This window comes from Streptomyces sp. SID486 (genome assembly GCF_009865385.1).
Lineage (GTDB): Bacteria > Actinomycetota > Actinomycetes > Streptomycetales > Streptomycetaceae > Streptomyces.
The window spans coordinates 1-17,191 of the sequence record NZ_WWJT01000094.1 but is presented as its reverse complement, the minus strand read 5'-3'; the positions used below and the strand labels follow the sequence as shown (position 1 = coordinate 17,191).

Annotated in this window: 10 protein-coding genes and 2 pseudogenes; 3 read left to right on the top strand and 9 right to left on the bottom strand. The window is 72.7% G+C overall.

Features of this window, described 5'->3' with window-relative positions:
- Positions 1–1,881: pseudogene (locus tag GT045_RS04655) on the top strand (hypothetical protein); the annotation flags it as partial.
- A 66-nt stretch (positions 1,882–1,947) separates the two neighbouring features.
- On the opposite strand, the gene GT045_RS04650 reads toward GT045_RS04655, so the two are convergent.
- From GT045_RS04650 to GT045_RS04615, 8 genes and pseudogenes are all read right to left on the bottom strand, one after another.
- The gene (locus GT045_RS04650; protein WP_161333362.1) at positions 1,948–3,501 is read right to left on the bottom strand and encodes a GMC family oxidoreductase N-terminal domain-containing protein; all 1,554 of its coding nucleotides are present in this window, start codon (positions 3,499–3,501) and stop codon (positions 1,948–1,950) included.
- Positions 3,498–5,045 (bottom strand): amino acid permease, encoded by a 1,548-nt coding sequence (locus tag GT045_RS04645; RefSeq protein ID WP_161333361.1) that lies wholly within the window; start codon positions 5,043–5,045, stop codon positions 3,498–3,500. Before GT045_RS04645 ends, GT045_RS04650 begins: the two co-directional genes overlap by 4 nt.
- A 19-nt stretch (positions 5,046–5,064) precedes the next feature.
- A pseudogene (locus tag GT045_RS04640) lies at positions 5,065–5,298 on the bottom strand (aldehyde dehydrogenase family protein); the annotation flags it as partial.
- Between the two features lie 115 nt (positions 5,299–5,413).
- Entirely contained in the window at positions 5,414–6,559 is a 1,146-nt protein-coding gene (locus GT045_RS04635; protein ID WP_161333360.1) for an aromatic ring-hydroxylating dioxygenase subunit alpha, read from the bottom strand.
- A gap of 11 nt (positions 6,560–6,570) precedes the next feature.
- Positions 6,571–7,725, bottom strand: a complete 1,155-nt coding sequence (solA, locus tag GT045_RS04630; protein WP_161333359.1) for an N-methyl-L-tryptophan oxidase — start codon at positions 7,723–7,725, stop codon at positions 6,571–6,573.
- A 9-nt stretch (positions 7,726–7,734) separates the two neighbouring features.
- On the bottom strand, positions 7,735–10,242 hold the full coding sequence (locus tag GT045_RS04625) for an FAD-dependent oxidoreductase (protein WP_161333358.1): 2,508 nt from the start codon (positions 10,240–10,242) through the stop codon (positions 7,735–7,737).
- A 399-nt stretch (positions 10,243–10,641) separates the two neighbouring features.
- Positions 10,642–11,727 (bottom strand): S-(hydroxymethyl)mycothiol dehydrogenase, encoded by a 1,086-nt coding sequence (locus tag GT045_RS04620; RefSeq protein WP_161333357.1) that lies wholly within the window; start codon positions 11,725–11,727, stop codon positions 10,642–10,644.
- 329 nt (positions 11,728–12,056) lie between these two features.
- Positions 12,057–12,896, bottom strand: coding sequence for an IclR family transcriptional regulator (locus GT045_RS04615; RefSeq protein ID WP_202527152.1), 840 nt, complete (start codon positions 12,894–12,896; stop codon positions 12,057–12,059).
- A 301-nt stretch (positions 12,897–13,197) separates the two neighbouring features.
- Here GT045_RS04615 and GT045_RS04610 point away from each other — a divergent pair, with 301 nt between their 5' ends.
- Positions 13,198–13,581: a bifunctional 3-phenylpropionate/cinnamic acid dioxygenase ferredoxin subunit gene (locus GT045_RS04610; protein WP_345942542.1), complete on the top strand. Its 384-nt coding sequence runs from the start codon at positions 13,198–13,200 to the stop codon at positions 13,579–13,581.
- Positions 13,582–13,835: 254 nt separating this feature from the next.
- On the opposite strand, the gene GT045_RS04605 is transcribed toward GT045_RS04610, so the two are convergent.
- Positions 13,836–14,369 carry a hypothetical protein gene (locus tag GT045_RS04605; RefSeq protein WP_161333356.1) on the bottom strand — a complete coding sequence of 178 codons (534 nt, stop codon included), beginning with the start codon at positions 14,367–14,369 and terminating at the stop codon, positions 13,836–13,838.
- A gap of 420 nt (positions 14,370–14,789) precedes the next feature.
- Between GT045_RS04605 and GT045_RS04600 the strand changes: the two genes are divergently transcribed.
- Positions 14,790–17,191: nitrate- and nitrite sensing domain-containing protein (locus tag GT045_RS04600; protein ID WP_161287707.1), on the top strand; the 2,402-nt coding region annotated here is incomplete at its 3' end.

Genomic DNA, 17,191 nt, shown 5'->3' with positions numbered 1-17,191 from the left:
CGCGAGCGCGCCGGCTGGCAGGTGAAGCTGCGCGAACTCGCCGACGAGGCCGCCGAGTCCGAGGCGCGCGCCCAGTCCTGCCTGGAGCGCGCCCGCGCCGCCGACGAGGACCGCCGCGCCGCCCAGCGGGCCGCCGACGACACCCGCCGTACCGCGCGCGCCCTGCGCGCCGAACGCGCCGAGATCGCCGGCGCCCCCGACGACGTACCCGCCCTGGACACCGATGCCCCCGAGGCGTCCCTGCCCGCGCTGCGCGAGGCGTACCGGGCCGCCTCCCAGGTGTACGAGAAGGTCGGTGTCGGCGCCGACCTGCGCGCGGAGCAGGCCCGCGCGGAGAGCGACGAGAGCGCGGCCCGCGCCGAACTCGACCGGCTCAGCAACAAGGTCCGCACCCGCGCGGAGCAGTTGCTCCAGTCCCCCGACGGCTCCGACGGGCCCTCCCGGCAGGCCGCCGCCGCGCGCGCGGAGGAGCTGGTGCAGCTCCTGGAGACCCGTGTGTCGACCGCCAGCGAACAGCTCGGCCGGCTGCGCGGCGAGGCGGAACGGCACGCGCCCGAGGACGGCGAGGAGCACACCGGGCTGCCCGAAGAACTCGTGCCGCGCGACGCCGGACACGCCCAGGTGCTGCTGCGCACCGCCACGGCCGAACTCGCCTCCCGCACCGAGGCGCTCGCCGGAGCCCGCGAGGCGCACGCGGAACTGCTGGACGCCCACCGGGCCGCCGAGGACGCGGCCGGCGGTTTCGACGAGATCGCCGCGATGCTCCGCGACCTGCTGCGCGAGCACGTCACCGAGGAGGAGCAGGAGGAGCCGGAGCCGTACCCGGGCAGCCTGGAGGAGGCCCGGCACTCCGCCGCCGAGGCCCGCCGCTCGCTGCGCGGCTGCGCCGCCGACCTGTCCGCGGCGGAGGGCGCCGTGCGCGAGGCGAGCGACGTCCTCGTCCGGCACGCCAACTCCACGCGCTACGAGCAGGTCCGCACCCCCGCCCGGCAGCAGATCCGCGAACTGCCCGCCTCCGCGCTGCCCGAGCACGCCCAGAAGTGGGCGGACGCCTTCGCGCCCCGGCTGCGCGTCCTGACGGACGAGCTGGTCCAGCTGGAGCGCAACCGGGACTCCATCGTGGACCGGCTCCGCGGCCTGGTGGAGACCTCCCTGGCCACCCTGCGGTCCGCTCAGCGGCTGTCCCGGCTGCCGGAGGGACTCGGCGAGTGGTCCGGGCAGGAGTTCCTGCGCATCCGCTTCGAGGAACCCGACCAGGCCACGCTCACCGAACGGCTCGGCGAGGTCATCGACGAGGCCACGCGCGCGGCCGTCAGGAAGAACTCCGACCTGCGCCGCGACGGCATGTCCCTGTTGCTGCGCGGCGTCGCGGCGGCACTCCAGCCCAAGGGCGTGGCCGTCGAGATCCTCAAGCCCGACGCCGTCCTGCGCGCCGAGCGCGTCCCCGTCGGCCAGATGGGAGACGTGTTCTCGGGCGGCCAGCTGCTCACCGCCGCCATCGCCCTGTACTGCACGATGGCCGCCCTGCGGTCGAACGACCGGGGCCGGGACAGGCACCGGCACGCCGGCACGCTGTTCCTCGACAACCCGATCGGCCGTGCCAACGCCACCTATCTGCTGGAGCTCCAGCGGGCCGTGTCCGACGCGCTCGGCGTCCAGCTGCTCTACACCACGGGCCTGTTCGACACCACGGCGCTCGCCGAGTTCCCGCTGGTCATCCGGCTGCGCAACGACGCCGACCTCAGGGCGGGCCTGAAGTACATCAGCGTGGAGGAGCACCTGCGGCCCGGTCTGCCCCAGCAGCCCCGGGACGGAGAGACGGTGCGCAGCGAGATCACGGCGACCCGCATGTTCAGGAAGCCGGTGCCCAGCACCTCGTGAGGGCCGCGGGGAGCCGCGGACCGGCCACGGCCGGTCCGCGGCCGCCCCACGACCTGGGGCGCCGGGCTAGCGGGCGTCGGCCTTCAGCAGATCCGCGCACTTCTCGCCGATCATCATCGTCGTGATGCACGGATTGACGGCGATCAGGTCCGGCATCACCGAACCGTCGGCGACCCGCAGCCCCTCGATCCCCTTGACCCGCAGGCGCGCGTCGAGCGGGGCCGAACGGTCGCTGTCGGCTCCCATCTTCACCGTGCAGGACGGGTGGTAGACGGTGTTGTGCGTTCTGCGGATGTAGTCCAGCAGTTCGTCGTCCGTCCCGACGTCCGGCCCTGGTGCCAGCTCGGCGCCCGTCCAGCCGCTCAGCGCGGGTTGCGCGGCGATCCGCCGCGCGAGCCTCAGCCCGTACGTCATCACCCGCACGTCGTGCTCGTGCGTGAAGTACCGCGGGTCCACCCGGGGCTTGTCCCGGTAGTCCCGCGTCCGCAGCCGTACCGTGCCGCGCGACCGCGCCTTCGTCACGTTGGGAGTGAGGCAGAAGGCGTTCTCCGAGGTCGGGTAGCCCCAGCGCGCGGTGTTCATGTCGAACGGCACGGACCCGTAGTGGAACATCAGGTCGGGCCGGTCCAGGCCGGGTTCGGTGTCGTAGAAGACTCCCGCCTCCCACCACTGGCTCGACGTGGTGGGCATGGGCTGCCGGGCCTCCCACATGATCACGCCCTCCGGGTGGTCCTGGAGGTTCTCGCCGACGCCGGGGGAGTCGACCACCACCTCGACGCCGGTCTCGCGCAGGTGCCCGGCCGGGCCGATACCGGACAGCATCAGCAGCTTCGGCGAGTCGATCGCCCCGCACGAGACGATCACCTCCCGCCGGGCCCGTACCGTGCGCGTGTGCACCAGGCCGGGGTCCAGGAACTCGGCGCCGACGCACCGCCGGCCCTCCAGCACCAGCCTCCTGGCCCGTACCCCGGTCCGGACGTCGAGGTTGGCCCGTTTGCCCAGCACCGGGTGCAGATAGGCCACGGAGGAGGACTGGCGGATGTTGTTCTCGTCGGAGTTGATCTGGAACCAGTTGGCCCCGCGCACCACCGTCCTGCCGGTGTTGAACGGGACCGTCGGTATGCCGGCCTGGGCGCACGCCTCCAGCAGGGCGGCGCCGCACGGGTCGCCGCCCTTCAGCGTGCGCAGCCGTACCGGGCCGGTGCGGCCGTGGTGGTCACCGGGAGCGTCGTTGTTCTCCAGCCGCCGGTAGAGCGGGAACAGGTCGGCGGCGCTCCAGCCCGCGCACCCGCCTGCCGCCCAGTCGTCCAGGTCCTCCGCGGGCGCCCAGAAGGCGATGCACGAGTTGTGCGACGAACAGCCGCCCAGCACCTTCGCGCGCGCGTGCCGCAGGAAGCCGTTGCCGCCGGCCTGCGGTTCCACCGGGTAGTCCCAGTCGTAGCCGGACTCCAGCAGTCCCATCCAGCGCTCCAGCCGGAGGACGTCGTCGTCGCCGACGTCGCTCGGACCGGCCTCCAGCACGCACACCGTGACCGAAGGGTCCTCGGAGAGCCGTGCGGCCACGACACTGCCCGCGGTGCCGCCACCGACCACGACGTAGTCGAACTCGTCGGCCTTCATACGACCTCCTGCGCGGTGGACGTGGATTCCAGACGGTGCTCGGCGAGCACGCCGGTGCGGTGCCGCTGGACGAGCCAGTAGTAGGTGAACCCGCCGCCCGCGATGACCGCGACGAACAGGACCGCCCCCCAGCGCAGATACCAGTGGTACGGCGCGGACGCGTTGTAGACCGACGCGCGCGGCCAGATCAGGTTGACGGTCATGGCCGCGCCCCACACCACCGCGACGATGTTGACGAGCAGTCCCCAGCGCCCCAGCGAGAACCTGCCCTGGCCCGCGGGCTGCCACCTCCCGCGCAGGCGGGCCACCAGCATCGGCGCGGTGACGCCCAGATAGGCGAGGTAGATCATGACGATGCCGATGCTGGTGACGACCGTGATGATCTGCGGCTGGCGGATGTTGACCACGAGGATGGCCAGCGCCAGCACACCGATGATCACGGCCGGCAGCACCGGGGTCCGGAAACGGGGGCTTACCCGGGCCAGCAGTGAGGAGGCGGGCAGGTTGTTGTCCCGGGCCATCGCGAACGCCAGCCGGATCGCGGCGGTGTGCACCGCCAGCGCGCAGACCGTGACGGCGATCAGCACGCACCACAGCATCGCCTTGCCGGCCGTCGGACCGAGCACGTCGAGCACGACGTACTGCAGGCCGTCCGTGGACAGCTTCTCGCCCTTGAGGCTGGAGACGCTCATCAGTGCCAGCAGGAGCACCAGGCCGCCCAGGACGAATGAGGCGACGATCGCCCGGATGATCGCGCGCGGGGCGTTGCGGGACGGGTCCAGGGACTCCTCGCCGAGCGAGGCGGCGGTGTCGAAGCCGTACATGACGTACGCGGACGCCAGTGAGGCCACCAGGAAGGCGCCCAGATAGCCGGTGGAGTATCCCGACCCCGTGTGGTTCGTCTGCATGACGACATGCGGGCCACGGGTGATGTGGACGGCGAAGAGAGTGATCAGTACGACGGTCGCGATCAGCTCGATGAACACGCCCGCCGTGTTGATCGTGGCCATCAGCCTGACACCGAACGCGTTGACCAGCGTGGTGAACAGGATCAACACCGCCGCCAGCACGACGGCGTTGGTGGCCACGTCGTACTTGCCCGTGCCGTCCCCCACGAACTGGAACGCGGACGAGATCTGCGGCAGCGTCAGCTGGTAGGCCAGTGCGACCGCCGCGATGGACACGATGGACGCGATCAGCATCATCCACCCGGCGAGCCAGCCGAGATGAGCGTTGCCGATCTTCTTGGACCAGTTGTAGACGGAGCCGGCCACCGGGTGGCGGGCGGCCAGTTCGGCGAAGCACAGGGCCACCGTGAACTGGCCGGCGAACACCATCGGCCACGACCACCAGTAGGCCGGACCGCCGCTGCCATAGCCGAAGTAGAACAGCTGGAAGGTACCGGTGAGGATGGAGATGTAGCTGATCCCCGCGGCGAAGGTGTGGAAGTTGCCCAGGGTGCGCTTGAGTTCGGGCCGGTAGCCGAACTCGGCGAGTTCGGTGTCGTCGTGGTGCGGTTCCGGCGATTGCCCGGTGGTCGTCATCAGCGGACTCCTCTGGCTGTCAGTCGAACCAGCCCTGCCGTGCCGGCGCCGTGTCGCGCCAGATCTGTTTCGTCTCGCGGTACTCGCCGAGCCCCGCCGGTCCGGGTTCACGTCCGAACCCGGACTGCTCGTACCCGCCCCACCCGGCCTGCGGCACGTAGGGGTGGTGGTCGTCGACCCGGACGGTGCCGGGCCGCAGCCGGCCCGCGACCCGCGCCGCCCTGGCCTCGTCACCGGTCCACACGGCGTCCGCGGTGTCCTTCCCGCCCGCCTCGTCCACGACCGCGACCAGGGAGCCGTCGGCCGGACAGCGGATCTCCCGGGTGCGTCCGTCCAGGGCGCCGCGCCGGGTGCCGTCGATGTGGAGATCAGGCACGGGTGCCGCCCAGCGCGGTCAGCAGCCAGTCGTGGAAGACGCCGATGTGGTGCTCGCTCGGGACCAGCACCCCGCCCCGGCGGTACGCGCGCGAGGACATCGCCGGCTGGGTGCGCTCGCACGCCTCGAAGTCCTGCACGTTGACGCGGTGGAACAGCTCTACGGACCGGGACACGTCCGCGCCCGAGGCCACCACCTCCGGCGCGTACAGCCAGTCGCACTCCACCAGCGTGCGGTCCACGGCCAGCGGGAACACGCGGTGCAGGATGACGTGGTCGGGGACGAGGTTGACGAACACGGCAGGCTTGACCGTGATCGCGTAGTAGCGGCGGTCCTGGTCGGCGCTCACCTCGGGCAGTCTGGCGAACCCCGCGCCGCCGTCCACCGTGAAGCCCTCGACACCCGGGCCGAACTCCGCGCCGTGGCCGACGTAGTACTGGGCCGCGTAGCCGTCGGCGAACTCCGGGAGCACCTCGGTGAGTTCGGGATGGATCGTCGCGCAGTGGTAGCACTCCATGAAGTTCTCGACGATCAGCTTCCAGTTGGCCCGCACGTCGTAGGTGACGCGTCGGCCGAGGTCCAGCCGTTCGGTGCCGTAGCGCTCGACGGCGGCGGCGTCACCGAGCCGTTCCACGGCCGCGTGCATCACCGTGTCCTCGAAGGAGGGCGGTTCGTCCGCCAGGCACACCCAGGCATAGCCCAGCCATTCGCGCAGGGCCACCTTGATCAACCCGTACTCGGTCCGATCGATGTCCGGCATCTTGATCAAGTTGGGTGCGGCGATCAACCTGCCGTCTAGGTCGTACGTCCATGCGTGGTACGGGCACTGCAGACCGCGCCGCACCTCGCCGGCCTCCTCGGTGCACAGCCGGGCCCCCCGGTGCCGGCACACGTTGAGGAAGGCGCGCAGCTCGCCGGTGCGGGTCCGGGTGACGACGACGCTCTCACGGCCCACCCGGACCGTGCGGAAGGCGCCCGGGGCGCCCAGGTCGGCGCTGCGCACCGCACAGCACCACAGGGACTCGAAGAGCTTCTCCTGCTCCTGCCGGAAGACCTCCGGGTCGGTGTAGTAGCGGCCGGGAAGCGTCGCGATGAGACTCGGGGAGGCGGGGCTCGGGGAGGTCGGGGTCGTCGTCACGGGCGGGCTCCTCAGGCGGGCGCGGCGGCGAGGCGGGCGGGATCGAACAGACCGATCGGGTGCGCGGTGGCACCGGTCAGCGCGAGGTCGGCCAGGATCTCGCCGACGACCGGCACGAACTTGAACCCGTGCCCGGAGAAACCGCAGGCCACGGTCACCGACTCCGGGTGCGCGGGATGCCGGGCGATGACGAAGTGCTCGTCCGGGGTGTTGGAGTACATGCAGGTGGCGGCCTTGACGAAGGAGCCGGGCAGATCGGGGACGCAGCGGGACATATGCTCCGCCATGGCCTGGATCTCGTCCTCGTGAACCGTCCGGTCGATGGTCTCCGGAGTCGTCACCCGCCCCTTCCGGAAGAAGGCGACCTTCGCGCCCGCCGCCGGGCCGTCGATGGCCGGGAAGCCGTAGACCTGGATGCCCGCCGCGTCCTCCCAGATGTAGACCGGGTGGTGCGCGGGCCGGAACCGCTCGGTGCCGCCCCGCGGCCGGAACCAGTACATGACCTGCCGTTCGATGGTGAACGGCACCCCGAGGCCGGCGAGCAGACGCGGTGCCCACGCCCCCGGGCACACCACCAGCCGGGCGGCGGTGTAGCTGTTCTCGGCCGTGTGCACGCGCACCCCGTCGCGGTACGGCTCCCAGCGCACCATCGGTTCCTCGAAGTGCAGGTCCGCGCCCTGCCGGGTGGCCAGCTGGAGGTGTGCGGCGACCATGTTCTCGGGACGGACCAGCCCCGCCTTCGCCTCGTACAGGGCGACCTCGTCGTCGTGCGGTGCGAGCGTGGGGAAGCGGCGGCGGATCTCCCTGGCGTCCAGCATCTCGTGCGGCAGGTCCCACTGCCTCGCCGAGCGCAGGGCGCCGGCGACGGTCCGGGAGCCGGGCGGGCCGACCATCACACCACCGCAGAGGACGGCGATGTCCCGGCCGGTGGCCCGCTCCAGGTCCGCGTACAGCTCGTAGGCGCGCAGCAGCAGCGGCACGTAGGCGGGATCCTCGAAGTACGACTGGCGGGTGATGCGCGAGCCGCCGTGGCTGGAGCCGCGGCTGTGGACCGGGCCGAACTTCTCCAGGCCGAGGACGCGGGCGCCGCGCGCGGACAGGTGGTGGGCGGCGGCACTGCCCATGCCGCCGAGGCCGATCACGATGACGTCGTAGGACGGTGACACGGGCGCCTCCTAGCGGCGGATGCGGGTCATGCCGGGGTCGAACAGGGGTTCGTCGGCGACCGTGGCCGGGACCTTCTCGCCGAAGTACTCGACGTACACGCCGGTACCGGTGGGAAGGCCGGCCGGAAGCCAGGCGTAGGCGACGCAACGGCCCAGCGTGTAGCCGTACGACGCGCTGGTGACGTAGCCGGCCGGGCCACCGTCCCGGGCGGCGCCGCCCGGGGAAGGGGCGTGGACGGGCTCCTTGCCGAGGACCACGGCGGCCGGGTCGTCGAGCAGCAGCGGGGTGAGCCGGCGGGTGGGCTCCCCGGCCCGCCGCAGCGCGGCCTGGCCGACGAAGTCCTCCTTGTCCATCCGGACCGCGAAGCCGAGCCCGGCCTCGAAAGGCGTGTGCTCCGCGGTCATGTCGGTGCCCCAGGCGCGGTAGCCCTTCTCCAGCCGCAGGGAATTGAAGGCGGAGCGGCCCGCGGCGACCACGCCGAGCCGCTGCCCGGCCTCCCACAGCGTGTCCCAGAGCCTGAGGCCCATGTCGGCGGTGGTGTACAGCTCCCAGCCCAGCTCGCCGACGTAGCTCAGCCGCATCGCCGTCACCGGCACATGCCCGATGTACGTCTGCTTCGCCCGGAAGTAGCCGAACCCCTCGTGGGAGAAGTCGTCGCCGGTCAGGGGCTGGACGAGGGCGCGGGCGAGAGGGCCCCAGACGCCGATGCAGCAGGTGCCGGAGGTGATGTCACGGATCTGCACCCCCGCGGGGGCGTGGCGCAGGAGCAGGTCCAGGTCGGCGGGGGAGTTGGCGCCGATCTGGAACCGGTCGGGCGCGAGGCGGGCGACCGTGAGATCGGAACGAATCCCTCCGCTCTCGTCCAGGAGCAGGGTGTAGGTGACCGCGCCGGGTTTCCTGCGCAGGTTGTTGCTGGTCATGCGGTCGAGGAAGGCGAGGGCCCCGGGGCCGGTGACCTCCAGTCGGCGCAGCGGGGTCATGTCGTACAGGGCCACCCTCTCGCGGGTGGCCCTCGCCTCCGCGGCGGCGACGGGCGACCAGTAGCGGGCCGACCAGGTGTCACGCCCGGGCAGGTCCCCGAGGGCCTCGATGAGCGGGGCGTTCGCCTCGTACCAGTGCGGCCGCTCCCAGCCGCCGCCCTCCAGGAAGAAGGCGCCGAGCTGCTCCTGGCGGGCGTGGAAGGGGCTGACGCGCAGCGGACGCGGCCGCTCCGGCGGCTGGAGGGGATGGAGGACGTCGTACACCTCGGTGAACTGCTGTGAGCCGCGTTCACGGACGTACGACGGTGAACGCTGCGCCTCCTCGAACCGCGTGAGGTCGCACTCGTGCACGTCGACGGACGGCCGTCCGTCGACCATCCACTCGGCCACCGCCTTCGCCACCCCGGCCGAATGCGTGACCCAGACCGCCTCGGCGAGCCAGAAACCCCGCAGCCGCCGCGCCTCGCCGAGCACCGGCATCCCGTCCGGCGTGAAGGAGAAGACGCCGTTGAACCCGGTCTCGATCTGCGTCCCGCGCAGGGCCGGCAGCAGCCGGCGGCAGTCCTCCCAGCTCGGCTCCCAGTCCTCGGCGGTGAAGGGGCGGGAGGACGGCATCTCCATGCCCCGGGCGCGGGCCTCGTCGTACGCCGGGACCGTGAACGGGTCGACGGGCAGCGGCCGGTGCGCGTACGAACCGATCCCGATGCGGTCGGTGTGCTCGCGGAAGTACAGGTCGCGGTCCTGGAAGCGGAGGACGGGCCGCGACGCCTCGGCGGTGGCGCCGCTCAGCTCCGGCAGTGGCCGCGTCCTCGCGTACTGGTGGGCGAGGGGCTGCAGCGGTACGTCGACCCCGGCCATGCGGCCGATGACGGGCCCCCAGAAACCGGCCGCGGACACCACGTGGTCGGCCGGGAAGGTGCCACGGTCGGTGACGACCGCGGTGACCCGGCCGTCCTGCCGCTCGATGCCGGTGACCGTGTGCCGGTCCAGGAAGCGGGCGCCGCGTGCGGTGGCGCGGTCCAGTTGGGCGCGGGCCGCGAGGACGGCCCGGGCGAGGCCGTCGTCGGGGGTGTGGAAGCCGCCGAGGACGACCGACTCGTCCAGCAGCGGCCACAGTTCCTTGCAGCGGGCCGTGCCCACGACCTCGCCGCGGATACCCCAGGAGGCCGCCCAGCCGGCCCTGCGGTGCAGATCGGCCAGCCGTTCGGGGGTGGTCGCGAGTTCCAGGCCGCCGACCTGCTGGAAGCAGCGGACGCCGTCGACCTGGAGGGAGCGGAACTTCTCGACGGTGTACCGGGCGAACTCCGCCAGGGTCTTGGACGGACTGGTCTGGAAGACGAGTCCGGGCGCGTGCGAGGTGGAGCCGCCCGGGGTGGGCAGGGGGCCCTGTTCGAGGACGGTGACGTCCGTCCAGCCGCGGGCGGTCAGCTCGTCGGCGAGGGAGCAGCCCACGATTCCGGCGCCGATGACGACGACGCGGGGACCGTGCGGCGGGTGCGCGGGCGGGCGGGAGCGGTCTTCGGATGTGCTGGACATGCCCCTCCTCGTGTTGGCGGGGACGGCAGGTGCGGAACGGAGCCGCTCAGGCGGCGGGGGAGGGGCGCCGGATGGCCGGGGACGGGGCGGCGCCGGCGGACCGGGGGGTTCCCGGTGAAGCCGGCGCCGTGGCCCACGGCACGCGGGAAGCGGCTGCCCGTGCGGCTCCTGCGTGCGCTTCGGCGCGGCCTTCTGGGCGGTGGCCCTCCACGCGGACTGCCGGGCACCCGTCCCCGCGCACTTCTGGGCGTTCCTCCGCGTGCGCTTCGGCGTGGGCTTCCGCGTGCGTGTCCGTGTGTGCTTCCGCGCGCTCTCCTGGGCGCTCTTCCGGGCGTTCGTCCACGCGGACTCCTGCACGTTCTGCCACGCGTCCTTCCGCGCGTGCGCTGCGGTGCGCGCTCACAGGACCACCACCGAGCGCAGCACCTCGCCGCGGCGCATCCTGCCGAACGCCTCCTCCACCCGGTCGAGCGTGATCGTCTCGGACACGAACGCGTTGAGGTCGAGCAGGCCGTAGAGGTACTGGTCGATCAGGAACGGGAAGTCCCGGCTCGGCAGGCAGTCGCCGTACCAGGAGGACTTGACGGCGCCGCCGCGCGAGAAGACGTCGACGAGCGGGAGTTCGACCTTCGTCCCGGGCCCGGGAACACCCACCAGGACCAGCACGCCCGCGTGGTCGCGCATGGAGAAGGCCTGCAGGAACGTCTCGGGACGGCCCACCGCGTCGATCGCGATGTCCACGCCGTGCCCGCCGGTCAGCTCGCGGACGGCCTCGACCGGGTCGGTGCCCCGGGAGTTGACGGTGTGCGTGGCGCCGAACTTCTCCGCCTGGTCCAGCTTCCTGTCGTCGATGTCGACGGCGATCACCTTCATGGCGCCGTTCAGGCAGGCACCCGCGATGGCCGCGTTGCCGACACCTCCGCAGCCGATGACGGCCACCGAGTCACCGCGGCCGACCTTGCCGGTGTTGACCGCCGCGCCGTAACCCGCCATCACCCCGCAGCCGATGAGACCGGCCGCCTCGGGCCGCGCGGCCGGGTCGACCTTCACCGCCTGGCCCGCCGCGACCAGCGTCTTCTCGGCGAAGGCACCGATGCCGAGGGCGCTGGTGAGCGGGGCGCCGTCCGCCAGCGTCATGGGCTGTGCGGCGTTGCGGGAGTCGAAGCAGTACCAGGGCCGGCCGCGCCGGCAGGAACGGCAGTCGCCGCACGGTGCCCGCCAGGCCAGGACGACGTAGTCGCCGGGGTCCAGGCCGGTGACCCCCGGGCCGACCGCCGCGATCGTGCCGGCCGCCTCGTGGCCCAGCAGGAACGGGAAGTCGTCGGTGACCGCCCCGTCCCGGTAGTGGAGATCCGTGTGGCACACCCCGCAGGCCTGCACGTCGACGAGCACCTCACCGGGGCCCGGATCGGGTACGACGACGGTCCGCACCTCCACGGGCCCGCCCTTCCTCACGGCGACTACGGCACGGACCTCGTGTGGCACGACAAGCTCCTCTGCTGTTGCGCATTGCACGATGGGTTGCGTGGTGGGGAACATCTTGAGAACGGCGTCAGGTGGCCGTCAAGGGGCGCGCGTCAACCCTCGGCAAACGGCAGCCACGCGGCGAAAGCTCTCGGACACACGGCACCGCGGGGCCGGGGAAGCCCCGCCCCCGCACCGTGCCGCCGTGTGTCGGCCGTGTGGTGGCCACTCCCCGAGCCGTGCCACCGTCGTCGGCCGCGCGGTGGCCTCCTGCGCGCCGCGCCACCCTCGTCGGCCGCGCGGTGGCATCTCCCCGCGCCGCGCCACCGTCGGCCGGCAGCGGCGTGGTCTCAGAAGCCGTAGCCCATGCGCCGGGACAGCTCGGCGGCCGCCGCGACCGTCCGCTTGGCCACCTCGGGCAGCCGGTCGGCGTTGAGCCGGTACACCGGCCCCGAGACGCTGATCGCCGCGATGACCTTGCCGTCGTGCGAGCGCACGGGCGCCGCGACGGCCGCGAGGCCCAGCTCCAGCTCCTCGATCGTGACGCCGTATCCCTGCTGCACCACGGCCTCCAGTTCGGCGCGCAGCATCCCGGCGCCGGTGACCGTACGGTCGGTGAACCGCGGCAGCGGCCGGGCCAGCAGGCCCTCGCGCAGGGTCGGCGGCATGTGCGCGAGGAGCACCTTGCCGCTGGAGGTGGCGTGCAGCGGGGTGCGTCTGCCGAGCCAGTTCTGCGCGGTCACGGACGCCGTGCCGCGGGCCTGCATGATGTTGACCGCCGCGTCGTCGTCGAGCACGGCGATGTTGACCGTCTCACCCAGTTCGTCGGCGGCCTCCCGGCACACCGGGACGCCCTCCTGCGAGATGTCCAGACGCACGGCCGCCGCCCCGGCCAGGCGCAGTACGCCGGCCCCCAGGTAGTACTTGCCGCGGTCCTTGGCCTGCGCCACCAGGCCACGGTTCTCCAGGACGCCGAGCAGGCGGAACGCCGTGGACTTGTGCACGTCCAGCTCCTCGGCGATCTCGGTGACGCCCGCCTCGCCGTGCCGGGCGAGGATCTCCAGCACGCTCACGGCGCGGTCCACCGACTGCACCGCGCTGGCCGTCCCCCGGCCGTTCGTCCTCTCCGGGGCTCCTGGACCGCTCGTGGTCTTCTCGCCGCGGCCGGACTGCTTCTGCGTGCGGGTCATGGCTGAACTCTCACCACCTGCCGGCCCGGTTCGGGCCGCATCTGCGGGAAGCCCTTGACGCGACGGTCGTCCCGCCCGGATTCTGTTGCGCATAGCGCTCGATCGTGCGCCATGCGGAACATCATGTTACCGAAGTGTCCTGGACCCGGAAGGGTGCCGGACCACCCGGACCGATGACCGGTCCGCCACTCCCTTGCCGCTTCACCGGGCCGGACCGACGTGGGTCCGGATTTCCGGCAGCATCCTGACGCCTGCATCGAGCAGGTCCCGGACCGAGCGTCCCGGACCGAGAGGGGGGCCCGTGATTCCCGTCTGCCGCCTCGAAGACCTCCCCGAGGGTGAGTCCGTCCGCGTCGCGAGCACGCCGCCGATCGCCGTCTTCCGCACCGAGGGGGGTGAGCTCTACGCCATCGACGACACCTGCACCCACCAGGACGCGTCCCTCTCAGAGGGCTGGCTGGAGGGCTGCCTGGTCGAATGCCCGCTGCACGCGGCCTCCTTCGACCTGCGTACCGGCGAACCGACCTGCCTGCCGGCCCGTCGCCCGGTGCGCACCCATCGCGTCACCGTGGAGGACGGCGTCGTGCACGTTGACGTCGACGCCAAGGAGGACACGGCCGACGTCACCGTGGAGGACGGCGTCGTGCACGTTGACGTCGACGCCAAGGAGGACACGGCCGCGTGAACACCCCCGGCCACCCCACGCCCCCGGCCACCCCACGCCCCCCGCCGCTCCCGGCCGCCGGCCGGACACGCCCCGGCGTCCGGGCAGCCCGCCATCCTCGCAGCTCGTCGGCCTCGCCGCCCGGAGCCGGTGCCCGGTGCGGCCTCGCCGGCCGGACGCCGTACCGCCGCCACTGCCCCGCCCGTGCGCGAGGCGTGGAACCGATCCGTCCACATCGCCGCGCCGTCGGCCTCCTTCAGGGGCGTCGGCCTCCCTCAGGAGTGCGACAGCTGTCCGGCGCCGCCGCTGCGGCGTATCCGATCCTGTTCCCGCACGGCCGCCCGCTCCTGGCGGCGGCGAGCGCGCCGCTCCCGGCGGAGGGCCCGGGCCGTGCTGCTCGGCTCGGAGACCACGCCGTACCGCTGGTTCCACACCTGACGGGTCACCCACACGTCGACCACGGCCCAGGTCGCCACCACCGTGCTCACCACGCCGCTGATCACCATCGGGAACGCCAGCCAGGAGCCGGCCAGCGTGCACAGGAACGCCACCATCGCCTGTATCAGCGTCACCGCGATGACGAGGACGGCCCGCACCACCGCCGCGCGCACCGGATCGGGCGTCGGATGCCGCCGGGCAGGTTCCTCGACCCACAACGGCCGATGGTCCTGCCCCTGTTCACCGCCCGCCGCCCGCCCCGCCCGCCCGGAACCCGGGACGCCGTGCACATGCGCCGTCCGGTCCCACCGCGCCTGTGAGCGCCCCGCCCCGCTCTCCCCGGGCGCCTCGTGCCGCTCCGTCGTCCCCATCACCGTGTCACTCCCCACCGCCGACAGACCGCTCACCTCCGACGTCCGAAGACCCCGCCTCCCCAGTGGCTGCCCGGCTTGCGCTGCTTTACGCCGCCGAGGTGCGGCACGCGGCTCCCGTGGCCCATTCCGCACCCAATTCCCATAGAGAAGGACGAACGAGACGGCACGAAGATTCCCCGGCGGCGAAAAAATCCGGCCAACCGCCCCTGCCCGGGACCGCCGCCGGCCCGCCTCACCCGCCCGGATCGCGGTGGCAATCTCCCTCAATGCCCGGACAACTCACCATGTCTCGCCGCCGGGGCGGAAGTTCACCCTCCGGACGTGTCTTCGAGTTATCTGTGGGGCGGTAGTAGGCTCGCGCCGTTTGTTGACGGACATCAGAACCCCCGGCCGGCGGGGGTCGAGCTGGGGGAGGCCATGCGCTTTCGCGGGAAGTCGATCCGCCGGAAGATCGTGGCGCTGCTTCTCGTGCCGCTGGTGTCCCTGACCGCCATCTGGGGCTTCGCCACGGTACTCACGGGGCGGGAAGTCGCCCAGCTGTTTCGGGTGTCCGACGTCGTCGAGAACATCGCCTACCCGACCGAGGACACCGTTCGCGTGCTCCAGCAGGAGCGCCGCCAGACCCTCGTCTACCTCGCCGACCCGCGGGCCTCGGAGGCGCTGTCGGCACTGCACCGCACCCGTACCGCCACCGACCGGGCGATCGCCACGGTCCGCGAGAACGCCAGGGACCACCGGGACGGACTGGACGCCGACGACGGCGAACACCTGACCGCCGTCCTGGACGCCTTCGACGGTCTGGACTCCCTGCGCCGCAGCGTCGAGGAGGGCACCGTCACGCGCGCCCAGGCGCTCGACCTCTACAACCGGCTCGTGGATCCCTGTTTCGCCCTCCTCGCGGTCATCGACGGCGTCGACGACGTCGAGGCCGACAAGCAGGCCCGCGCCCTGGTCAACATCTCCCGCGCCCGCGAGCTGCTCTCCCGCGAGGACGCCCTGCTCGGCTCCTCCCTCGTCGTCGGCCGGCTCACGACCGACGAGGCCCGTGACGTCTCCGACCTCGTCGCCCAGCGCACCCTCCTGTACGACATCAGCCTCCCGCTGCTCCCCGCGGCCGAGCGCGAGCGCTACGAACGCTTCTGGAAGAACGCCACCACGGCCCCGCTGCGCGTGGCCGAACGGACCGCCATCGCCGCGCCCTCCGGTACCCCGCGCGGTGTGAGCGCGAAGAGCTGGGACTCCGCGGCGGCGACCGTCCTGGACGACCTCCACACCCTGGACGACCAGGTGGACGACCGCTTCCAGCACCGAATACGCCCCATCGCCATGGGCGTCATCGCACAGGCGGCCGTCTCCGGCCTCCTCGGACTGGTCGCGCTCTTCTTCTCCGTCCTCCTCTCCGTCCGGATCGGCCGCGCCCTCATCCGCGACCTGCGCCAGCTCCGCCTGGAGGCCCACGAGGCGTCCGGTGTCCGGCTGCCCAGCGTGATGCGCCGGCTGTCCGCGGGCGAGCAGGTCGACGTCGAGACCGAGGTACCGCGCCTGGAGTACGACAAGAACGAGATCGGCGAGGTCGGACAAGCCCTCAACACCCTGCAGCGCGCGGCCGTCGAGGCCGCCGTCAAGCAGGCCGAACTGCGCTCCGGCGTCTCCGAAGTCTTCGTCAACCTGGCCAGGCGCAGCCAGGTGCTGCTGCACAAACAGCTCACCCTGCTCGACAGCATGGAACGCCGGACCGAGGACACCGACGAACTCGCCGACCTGTTCCGCCTGGACCACCTCACCACCCGCATGCGCCGGCACGCCGAGGGCCTGGTGATCCTCTCCGGCGCCGCGCCCTCCCGGCAGTGGCGCCGGCCCGTGCAGCTGATGGACGTCGTCCGCGCCGCCGTCGCCGAGGTCGAGGACTACGAGCGCATCGAGGTCCGGCGTCTGCCCCGGGTCGCCGTCACCGGTCCCGCCGTCGCCGACCTCACCCACCTCGTGGCCGAACTCCTGGAGAACGCCACCGTCTTCTCGCCCCCGCACACCGCCGTCCAGGTCATCGGGGAGCGGGTCGCCAACGGCTTCACCCTGGAGATCCACGACCGGGGCCTCGGCATGACGGCCGAGGCGCTCCTGGACGCCAATCTGCGCCTCGCCGAGACACCCGAGTTCGAGCTCTCCGACACCGACCGGCTCGGGCTGTTCGTGGTGAGCCGCCTCGCCCAGCGCCAGAACGTCCGGGTCTCCCTCCAGCCGTCGCCGTACGGCGGCACCACCGCCGTCGTGTTCATCCCCGACGCGCTGCTGACCGACGACGTCCCGGACACGAACGGCATCGGTTTCCGGCTCGACCGGGACCGCCCGGCGACGGGTGCCGAGCAGGCGCTGGACCGTACCGCCGGACGGTCCCGGGCCCCGCTGCAGCTGCCCGGTCTGCCGACGTCCCTGCTGGACGGCCCGGTGGAACTCGAGGCGCCCGTCGACCTCGACGCGCTGGACGACTTCCCCGGCGCCCTCGGCGACGAGGACAGCGAGCGCGGCGGACTGTTCCGCCCGCGCCGCCCCCGTCCGGACGACGACGAGCGGCCGGCCGCCGCGCCGGCCGACCGGCCGTCCCACGAGAGGACCGGTGACCACGGCCCCCTGCCGCTGCCACGCCGGCAGACGCCCAAACTGGTCAGCTCGCACGGCAAGCCCGTCAGCGACCAGCGGCCCCGTCGCGGCGAGCCGGACCGGGCGGCCTCCGCCGCACCGCATCGCTCCGACACGGGCGGACCGGCGCCGCTGCCCACCCGGCGCCGCGGCACGGCCGCCCGGCGTCCCGCCGGACCGGC